Origin of the sequence: Citrobacter sp. (assembly GCF_050252275.1) — a bacterium.
GTDB lineage: Bacteria > Pseudomonadota > Gammaproteobacteria > Enterobacterales > Enterobacteriaceae > Citrobacter_A > Citrobacter_A amalonaticus.
Genome location: NZ_JBFWLF010000192.1, coordinates 1 through 8,941, shown reverse-complemented (window position 1 = coordinate 8,941; position 8,941 = coordinate 1). Strand labels below are relative to the sequence as shown.

The following is an 8,941-nucleotide window of genomic DNA, read 5'->3' as shown; positions in this document are numbered from 1 at the left end:
GAAATGGCGCAGTACAAGGTCACGCAAATCTTAAAAGTGTCCTGGTTCTGGATTGATGTCGCCGTTCCGGTCGGTACCCTGGCAACGGCAGCGTACACGCTCTACTGGTTAATTAATGACGTTAAACAGGCCGATGTCGGTGAGGAAAAACAATGAGCTGGTTATTAATTATTCCACTAATGATCGTGTGCTTATTTCTGAATATTCGTGTTTATCTGGCAATGTTTATCGGCATTATTGCCTATTTCCTCTTCTTTTCCACGGTTCCGATTGAAATTGCGGTTCAGCGTTTGATTGCGCCCACCCAAAGCCCATCCCTGCTGGCAATACCCTTCTTTATCCTGTTGGGTACGCTGATGAGTTATACCGGTATTGCAGAACGTATCCTGCAGGTGGCGAATATTCTGGTCGGTAAAATGCGGGGCGGACTCGGTGTCGCTAATATTCTGGTCAGTACCATGATGGGAGGGGTCAGCGCCTCAAACCTGGCCGACGCTGCGATGCTGTCACGCATGATGGTCCCCGAGATGGAGCGTAAAGGCTACAACCGCGCCTTTGCAGCGGCGATCACCGCCGGGGGATCGCTTGTCACCCCAATTATCCCACCGGGAATTGCCCTGATTATTTATGGGCTGGTGGCAGACGTCTCCATCGGGAAAATGTTCATGGCTGGTCTGATTCCGGGTCTGCTCTGTGCGGTGTTGTTAATGTTTACAGTTTATCTGGTTGCCCGTAAAACCAACGCTAAGCCCTCACGCGACACCTGGCCTACCGGTAAGGAAGCGCTCTTCTCGCTTGGGCAGGCATGGCCCGCTCTGTTTTTGATTTTTGCCGTCGTCGGGGGGATTCGCGCCAATATCTTCACCCCAACAGAAGCCGGTGCGGCAGCGGTGCTCATCGTGTTGATTATCGGTTTCTTCATTTATCGTCAAATGACTCTCGGCCATGTCGTGAAAGCGCTGGGAGAAACGGCACGGGCAACGGCATCGGTCATGTTAGTCATCATGGCAAGTGCCGCGCTCGGTTGGATCTTCTCAATGGAACATGCTGGCGTCGCGGTGGCGAACTTTGTCACGACGCTGACAGAAAACAAATACATATTCCTGTTAATTATCAATATTCTTTTGCTAACACTGGGGATGTTTCTTGAAGGGAATGCCATTCTGCTGATTCTGGTTCCCTTGCTTAAACCTGTCGTGGCGCATTTTGGAATCGACCCGGTACACTTCGGTATCATCATGATTTTCAACCTTTCTATTGGCGCCTTCACGCCGCCGGTTGGCACCGTCATGTTACTGGTCTGCAATATTACGCAGGTTTCCGTCGGTCAGTTTTTCCGCCAGTCTCTACCGTTACTGGGTACCTTGTTACTCATGCTGATGTTGGTGACCTACATACCGGCTATTTCGTTATTTCTCGTCTAACCTGTTAACCCCATAGTGTCCCCGCTCGCGGGGACTTTTCCCTGTGACCGGACAGCGCGTTATACTGCCCTCATTGTCACCTTATTCCCGGTATCGTTATGCACATTACGGTTCGCCCCACTACACTGGCAGACACTGCCGTTCTGCCTGCGATTGAACGCTCAGCAGGACAGCGTTTTTTAACGGTGCCAGCGCTGGCATGGATCGCGGACGATCACATTGTCAGTGCGGAACTGCACCGTGAATATGCCGCTAAAGGATTGAGCTGGCTGGCGCTGGTTGACGATCGGCCCGTTGGATTTCTGCTGGGCGAAGCGATGGAGACGTCGCTGTATATTGCCGAATTTTCGCTGCATCTGGCGTGGCAAGGTAAAGGCATTGGCCGCCAGTTAATCAACACCGTCGCGCAATGGGCATGTGAGCAGGGCTTTACCTCCCTGACGCTCACCACGTTTCGCCATGTCGCCTGGAACGCACCGCTGTATCAACATCTGGGATTTGAAATACTGGAAGAGAACGCGTTGCCGGCGGCATTACGCCAGAAGCGAGAGGAAGAAACGGCGCATGGCATCCCGTTTGAATCGCGTTGTGCCATGCGCCTGATGCTTAATTAAAACGTTTCCCAGTTATCCCCGGTTTCCGCTACAGCGGCTTTACGCGGTTGAACCGTTGTGGAAACGGACTTCACGCTGGCAACGTCACGCGCACGCTGCTGTTCCTGCTGGATACGAAACACGGCGACGGCCTGCGTCAGACGGCTGGCCTGCTCTTCCAGCGCCGCAGCGGCGGCGGCTGACTCTTCCACCAGCGAGGCGTTCTGCTGAGTTACGCGATCCATTTCCGCCACGGCCAGACCGACCTGGTCAATCCCACGGCTTTGCTCATCGGAAGCCGACGCGATTTCGCCCATGATGTCGGTCACGCGGGTTACCGCATTCACAATCTCATCCATGGTTTCACCGGCGCTTTCTACCAGCGTAGAACCGACGTCAACACGGCTCACGGAGTCTTCAATCAGGCTCTTGATCTCGCGCGCTGCCTGCGCACTGCGCTGCGCGAGGTTACGTACTTCACCGGCAACCACCGCAAAGCCGCGTCCCTGTTCACCTGCACGTGCCGCTTCTACCGCTGCGTTCAGCGCCAGAATGTTGGTCTGAAAGGCAATGCCGTCGATCACGCTGATAATGTCAGCAATTTTCTGCGAACTGGAGGCGATATCGCGCATGGTTTGCACCACGTTATCCACCACTTTCCCGCCTTTTTGCGCCGTTTCGGACGCGCTCAGCGCCAGATGGCTGGCCTGACGGGCGTTTTCGGCGTTCTGCTTAACGGTCGCCGTCAACTCTTCCATGCTCGCCGCCGTCTCTTCCAGAGAGGCCGCCTGCTGCTCGGTACGGGAAGAGAGATCGTTGTTACCCATCGCGATTTCGCTGGCGCCGCTGTAAATGGCGTTCGCGCCGTTACGCACATCGCCCACGGTACGCACCAGTTCACCCTGCATGTGGCGCAGGCTTTCCGCCAGTTGGCCCATTTCATTGGTGCCTTCTACATCAATCCGCTTCACCAGATCGCCGCTGGCAATGTGACGAATGCTCGCGATCAGGCGGTTCATTGGCGCGATCAGCGACAGTTTGATGCCAAACCAGACGGCAATAATGACCACCAGCACCGCTAACAACACGCTGCCCAGAACCCACATCGCCTGGCTGTAAGAGCTGTTGTTGTCCTCTACCGCCAGGTCATACAGACGGTCGTTCTGTTGCAAGTAGTTCACATACTGCTTCTCAAAACCATCCTGATACCCCTGGGTTGGCTGATCGAAAAACTCGTTGATTTTCCCGGCCCCCAGCAACTGGATCAGTTCGGCTAACGCGTTGTGATAGATATCGTAATTGCGTTTAATTTCCGCCGATGCCGCTTCGCTTTGACGTGGGTCACGCGGTAACGCTTCATAGTCCGCCCAGTTTTTCTCCGCCTGTTTCAAAGAGGCGCTGGCAATCTGCATCAGCTCCGCAACGGTCGCGCCGCTGCCGATATTGTTCTGATCCATCATGTAGCGGATACCCGCACGGTTAAGGGTGTTACGCGTTTGCAGCAGAGCCACCCAACTGCCGTTCAGCGTAGACTGCTGCTGGCGAATAGTTTGCAGAACGGTGAAATTCTCTTTGTCATTTTTCAATGCGTTAAAGAACAAACCGCCCGAAGTGAGTTGTAAAAGGCCAAATAAAGCCAGAACCAGCAATAAGCTGGTCACAATCTTGATACGTTTTAACATGTTTTCTCTTTCCGCTAGACAGATACTCTGGTTGTCGGCCTGGAACGAGAAAACTTTATGCAATTGCGAGGGGTATCACAGGAAATTTGTTCAATTAACTGGCAAAAAATGCGATTACCCTCTACCCGAACGGGAATCAGGCGAGGATGCCTCGCCCGTTCTGCCTTATCTCAGTGCGGAAATGTCCTCAAACAGGGAACGGGTAATCGTCACCCCTTCCAGCAACGATTTCTCACGCGAACTGAAGCGTCTTTCTCCTGGTAAGCGTGCGCCTTGCTCTTGTATTGCGGCAAACAGGGTTTCGGCGCGATCCAGATGATGATGCGCCTCATCCCCGAGGAACCGGGACGGGTCAAGTGCCAGAATCAGCTCGCCGCCGTATGGCAGACCGCCGGCCCCCTCATCCCAGGCCAGCGATTCCGCACTGGTCATATCACCGATGAGCGGCCCTGCCAGCAGTTCAACCATTGCCGCAAACGCCGAGCCCTTGTGTCCGCCAAAGGTCAGCATCGCGCCATTTAATACCGCCTGCGGATCGGTTGACGGCCGCCCTTCGCTGTCGATACCCCACCCTTCCGGAATCGCTTTTCCAGCTCGCAGATGCAACTGGATCTCGCCGCGCGCCGCCGCGCTGGTCGCCATATCAAAAATGTAAGGCGGTTTGCCTTTGCGCGGCCAGCCAAACGCGATGGGATTAGTGCCAAACAGCGGACGCGTACCGCCTGACGGTGCGACCCAGGCGTGACTTGGCGTACAGGCGTAGCCCACCAGTCCGGCGTCCGTCAGAGGTTCAATATCTGCAAATAATGCGGAAAAGTGAACGCAGCGGTTGATCGCCAGCGCCGCAATTCCGCATGCGCTGGCTTTACTGATGAGCAACGGCAGTGCCTGTTCATAAGCCACCAGCGAGAACGCGCCGCCAGCATCTGCTTTGACGATAGCGGGCGCCTGATCGAAAATCTGCGGACGGGCATCAGCGGAGACTTTTCCTTTACGCAGGGTCTCGACGATCCCCAGCACGCGCCATAACCCGTGAGACGCGCAGCCGTCGCGCTCGCCCGCCGTCACATTGCGTGCGATAGCATCCGCATGCTCCGCGCTAAAGCCGTTGCTGCTCAGCACCTCACGCGCCAGCGTGTAAGCCTCAGATAAAGTGAGGTTTACTGTTTCCATGTTGTTCTCCTTATGATGTTGTCGGCAATAAGCGTAGTCGGTATTCACCCTTCGTTGGCGGATTTTTCTTTGTGATCTCAGTCACATAATATTCGCTGGCCAGCGATCCTCTTTACCGCTTACTGACACTTCTGACCGCTTAACTCACCATTTGACCGCTCACTTATTTACCTTACTTTACACGCGCGACTCTCTGGCAAGATCGTCACCAACATAGCAGTCAAATTACCTCTTCAAACGCAACCCAAACCAAACGGCTTCGGCCAATTATTCATCTTATAAAACCAGGTTTTACTATGGATACGAAAAAGATATTCAAGCACATACCCTGGGTGATCCTCGGGATCATCGGGGCATTCTGCCTCTCGGTTGTCGCCTTACGCCGGGGTGAACACGTCAGCGCCCTGTGGATCGTGGTCGCTTCCGTGTCGGTATATCTGGTGGCTTACCGCTACTACAGCCTGTACATCGCCCAGAAGGTGATGAAGCTCGACCCTACCCGTTCTACTCCTGCGGTCATCAATAACGATGGCCTGAACTACGTTCCGACCAACCGCTATGTCCTGTTCGGACACCACTTTGCCGCAATCGCGGGCGCTGGTCCGCTGGTCGGTCCGGTTCTGGCAGCGCAGATGGGTTACCTGCCTGGTACCCTGTGGCTGTTGGCGGGTGTGGTGCTGGCGGGTGCGGTCCAGGACTTCATGGTGCTGTTTATCTCTTCTCGCCGTAACGGCGCGTCACTTGGCGAGATGATTAAAGAAGAGATGGGCTCCGTGCCGGGGACCATTGCGCTCTTTGGCTGCTTCTTAATTATGATCATCATCCTCGCGGTACTGGCGCTGATCGTCGTAAAAGCGCTTGCCGAAAGCCCGTGGGGGGTCTTCACCGTTTGCTCCACCGTACCTATCGCGCTGTTCATGGGTATTTACATGCGCTTCCTGCGTCCGGGGCGTGTGGGTGAAGTGTCGGTGATTGGTATTGTTCTGCTGGTTGCGTCTATTTACTTCGGCGGCGTGATTGCTCACGACCCGTACTGGGGCCCGGCGCTGACCTTTAAAGACACCACCATTACCTTTGCACTGATCGGCTATGCGTTCGTTTCTGCACTGCTGCCAGTATGGCTGATCCTCGCTCCACGCGACTATCTGGCCACCTTCCTGAAAATCGGCGTGATCGTCGGCCTGGCGCTGGGTATCGTGATCCTCAACCCAGAGCTGAAAATGCCGGCCATGACGCAGTACATCGATGGTACCGGTCCGCTGTGGAAAGGTGCGCTGTTCCCGTTCCTGTTCATTACCATCGCCTGTGGTGCGGTCTCTGGCTTCCACGCGCTGATTTCTTCCGGTACCACGCCGAAACTGCTGGCCTGTGAAACAGACGCCCGCTTCATCGGTTACGGCGCGATGCTGATGGAATCCTTCGTGGCGATTATGGCGCTGGTTGCGGCTTCCATTATCGAACCGGGTCTCTACTTTGCGATGAACACCCCGCCGGCAGGCCTGGGCATTACGATGCCGAACCTGCATGAAATGGGGGGTGAGAACGCGCCGCTGATTATGGCACAGCTGAAAGACGTGACCGCGCATGCGGCGGCAACCGTCAGTTCCTGGGGCTTCGTGATTTCGCCAGAGCAGATCCTGCAAACGGCGAAAGACATCGGCGAACCGTCCGTTCTGAACCGTGCTGGTGGCGCACCGACGCTGGCGGTAGGTATCGCGCACGTGTTCCACAAAGTGTTGCCGATGGCGGACATGGGCTTCTGGTACCACTTCGGTATTCTGTTTGAAGCGCTGTTTATCCTGACCGCGCTGGATGCCGGTACCCGTTCTGGTCGCTTTATGTTGCAAGACCTGCTGGGTAACTTCGTTCCGTTCCTGAAGAAGACCGACTCTCTGGTTGCCGGTATCATCGGTACGGCGGGCTGCGTGGGTCTGTGGGGTTACCTGCTGTATCAGGGCGTGGTCGATCCGCTGGGCGGCGTGAAGAGCCTGTGGCCTCTGTTCGGTATCTCTAACCAGATGCTGGCAGCCGTGGCGCTGGTTCTGGGTACCGTGGTACTGATTAAAATGCAGCGCACCAAATACATCTGGGTGACCGTTATCCCGGCAGTATGGCTGCTGATCTGCACCACCTGGGCGCTGGGCCTGAAACTGTTCAGCTCCAACCCGCAGATGGAAGGCTTCTTCTACATGGCTAACCAGTACAAAGAGAAGATTGCCAACGGCGGCGAACTGACCGCACAGCAGATTGCTAACATGAATCACATCGTTGTGAACAACTACACCAACGCCGGCCTGAGTATTCTGTTCCTGGTGGTGGTGTACAGCATCATCTTCTATGGTTTCAAAACCTGGATGAATGTGCGCAACGTCGACAAGCGTACCGATAAAGAAACACCGTACGTTCCAATTCCTGAAGGCGGCGTGAAGACCTCTTCACATCACTAAGCTGATGCCGGGTAACGCTTCGCGTACCCGGCCTACAGAATGCTGTAAGCGTAGGCCGGATAAGGCGAAAGCCGCCATCCGGCTTTAATCATTCACGAGGCGGCACAATGTTTGGTAACTTAGGTCAGGCAAAAAAATATCTCGGCCAGGCGGCAAAGATGTTGATTGGTATTCCAGACTACGACAACTATGTCGAGCATATGCAAACCAACCATCCGGACAAGCCGTACATGAGCTATGAAGAATTCTTCCGCGAGCGCCAGCAGGCGCGCTACGGCGGCGACGGTAAAGGCGGCATGCGCTGCTGTTAGAAGGAGAAGTGAATGACCCCGATTGCAGTCACCCTACTCACCGGTTTTCTTGGCGCAGGTAAAACCACCCTGCTACGCCACATCCTCAACGAAGAACATGGTTACAAGATTGCCGTTATCGAAAACGAATTCGGCGAAGTGTCCGTGGACGATCAGCTAATTGGCGATCGCGCCACGCAGATCAAAACCCTGACCAACGGCTGTATTTGCTGTACGCGCTCCAACGAGCTGGAAGACGCGCTGTTAGACCTGCTTGATAACCTCGATAAGGGCGCCATCTATTTTGATCGTCTGGTGATCGAGTGCACCGGCATGGCCGACCCCGGCCCGATTATTCAAACCTTTTTCTCCCACGACGTGATTTGCCAGCGCTATCTGCTGGACGGCGTGATTGCGCTGGTTGATGCGGTCCATGCCGACGATCAAATGAACCAGTTCACCATCGCCCAGTCGCAGGTCGGCTATGCCGATCGCATCCTGCTGACCAAAACCGACGTGGCAGGCGAAAGCGAAAAGCTGCGTGAACGCTTAGCGCGCATCAACGCCCGTGCGCCAGTGTATACCGTGACACACGGTGATATCGATCTCTCCCTGCTGTTCGACACCAATGGCTTTATGCTGGAAGAGAACGTCGTCAGCGCCAAACCGCGCTTTCACTTTATCGCCGACAAGCAGAACGATATCTCTTCCATTGTGGTGGAACTGGATTATCCGGTGGATATCGGCGACGTTTCCCGCGTGATGGAAAACCTGCTGCTGGAATCCGCCGAAAAACTGCTGCGTTACAAAGGTATGCTGTGGATTGAAGGCGAACCGAACCGTCTGCTGTTCCAGGGGGTGCAACGCCTGTACAGCGCCGACTGGGACCGCCCGTGGGGCGATGAACAACCGCACAGCACACTGGTGTTTATCGGCATTCAGTTGCCGGAAGACGACATCAGAGCCGCCTTTGCGGGGCTGAAGAAGTCGTGATTCCCGTGCCCGATGGCGCTACGCTTATCGGGCCTACGGTTCTTCCCCGGGCCGCAGCCATCCGACACTCACTCCACCACAAATCGCGTCGCCGCAAAGCAGTTCAGTATTCGGTGGACCAGAAAGACCATCGTCAGCGTTGCCAGCAGCGCGACGGTGACTGAGGTGATGCGGTACAAATCGCTGAACACCAGGTCGCTGTTCGGGTGCAGGTTCTGGCCGAACATAATGCCGATGGTGGTGATGCTGGCGAACCCCACGCCTGCACCCACTTTTTCCATCACGTGCAGGCGGGCACTAAAGGCCAATCCGAGACCGATCAGTGGCATCATTAACAGC

General features: G+C 55.2%; 7 protein-coding genes and 2 pseudogenes. 6 read left to right on the top strand and 3 right to left on the bottom strand.

All coding sequences use genetic code 11. The features are described 5' to 3' along the window. The 3 genes and pseudogenes from AB7E14_RS15810 to AB7E14_RS15800 form a co-directional block, all read left to right on the top strand. Positions 1 to 156, top strand: a pseudogene (locus AB7E14_RS15810) (TRAP transporter small permease); the annotation flags it as partial. Further along, positions 153 to 1,424: a TRAP transporter large permease gene (locus AB7E14_RS15805; protein WP_044253891.1), complete on the top strand. Its 1,272-nt coding sequence runs from the start codon at positions 153 to 155 to the stop codon at positions 1,422 to 1,424. The pseudogene AB7E14_RS15810 and the gene AB7E14_RS15805, both read left to right, overlap by 4 nt. Positions 1,425 to 1,522: 98 nt before the next feature. Then, positions 1,523 to 2,038: a GNAT family N-acetyltransferase gene (locus AB7E14_RS15800; RefSeq protein WP_316962083.1), complete on the top strand. Its 516-nt coding sequence runs from the start codon at positions 1,523 to 1,525 to the stop codon at positions 2,036 to 2,038. Here AB7E14_RS15800 and tsr read toward each other — a convergent pair. Further along, positions 2,035 to 3,699, bottom strand: coding sequence for a methyl-accepting chemotaxis protein (gene tsr, locus AB7E14_RS15795; RefSeq protein WP_042999311.1), 1,665 nt, complete (start codon positions 3,697 to 3,699; stop codon positions 2,035 to 2,037). The genes AB7E14_RS15800 and tsr overlap by 4 nt on opposite strands. 165 nt (positions 3,700 to 3,864) lie before the next feature. Continuing rightward, positions 3,865 to 4,872 carry an Ldh family oxidoreductase gene (locus tag AB7E14_RS15790; RefSeq protein ID WP_316962084.1) on the bottom strand — a complete coding sequence of 336 codons (1,008 nt, stop codon included), beginning with the start codon at positions 4,870 to 4,872 and terminating at the stop codon, positions 3,865 to 3,867. A 296-nt stretch (positions 4,873 to 5,168) separates the two neighbouring features. Between AB7E14_RS15790 and btsT the strand changes: the two genes are divergently transcribed. From btsT to yjiA, 3 genes are all read left to right on the top strand, one after another. After that, positions 5,169 to 7,319, top strand: a complete 2,151-nt coding sequence (gene btsT / locus AB7E14_RS15785) for a pyruvate/proton symporter BtsT (RefSeq protein ID WP_042321961.1) — start codon at positions 5,169 to 5,171, stop codon at positions 7,317 to 7,319. A 107-nt stretch (positions 7,320 to 7,426) separates the two neighbouring features. Then, a complete protein-coding gene (locus AB7E14_RS15780; protein ID WP_024130742.1) occupies positions 7,427 to 7,630 on the top strand; it encodes a YbdD/YjiX family protein in 204 nt (67 codons plus the stop codon). Between the two features lie 12 nt (positions 7,631 to 7,642). Next, the gene (gene yjiA, locus AB7E14_RS15775) at positions 7,643 to 8,602 is read left to right on the top strand and encodes a GTPase (RefSeq protein WP_216082114.1); all 960 of its coding nucleotides are present in this window, start codon (positions 7,643 to 7,645) and stop codon (positions 8,600 to 8,602) included. 68 nt (positions 8,603 to 8,670) lie between these two features. Here the strand turns inward: yjiA and AB7E14_RS15770 are convergent. Beyond that, positions 8,671 to 8,941: pseudogene (locus tag AB7E14_RS15770) on the bottom strand (DUF2955 domain-containing protein); the annotation flags it as partial.

Bases quoted from the DNA above. Each gene is read 5' to 3' on its own strand.
- btsT (WP_042321961.1), top strand. From the start codon at position 5,169: ATGGATACGAAAAAGATATTCAAGCACATACCCTGGGTGATCCTCGGG.
- AB7E14_RS15805 (WP_044253891.1), top strand. From the start codon at position 153: ATGAGCTGGTTATTAATTATTCCACTAATGATCGTGTGCTTATTTCTG.
- AB7E14_RS15780 (WP_024130742.1), top strand. From the start codon at position 7,427: ATGTTTGGTAACTTAGGTCAGGCAAAAAAATATCTCGGCCAGGCGGCA.
- AB7E14_RS15800 (WP_316962083.1), top strand. From the start codon at position 1,523: ATGCACATTACGGTTCGCCCCACTACACTGGCAGACACTGCCGTTCTG.
- tsr (WP_042999311.1), bottom strand. From the start codon at position 3,699: ATGTTAAAACGTATCAAGATTGTGACCAGCTTATTGCTGGTTCTGGCT.
- AB7E14_RS15790 (WP_316962084.1), bottom strand. From the start codon at position 4,872: ATGGAAACAGTAAACCTCACTTTATCTGAGGCTTACACGCTGGCGCGT.
- yjiA (WP_216082114.1), top strand. From the start codon at position 7,643: ATGACCCCGATTGCAGTCACCCTACTCACCGGTTTTCTTGGCGCAGGT.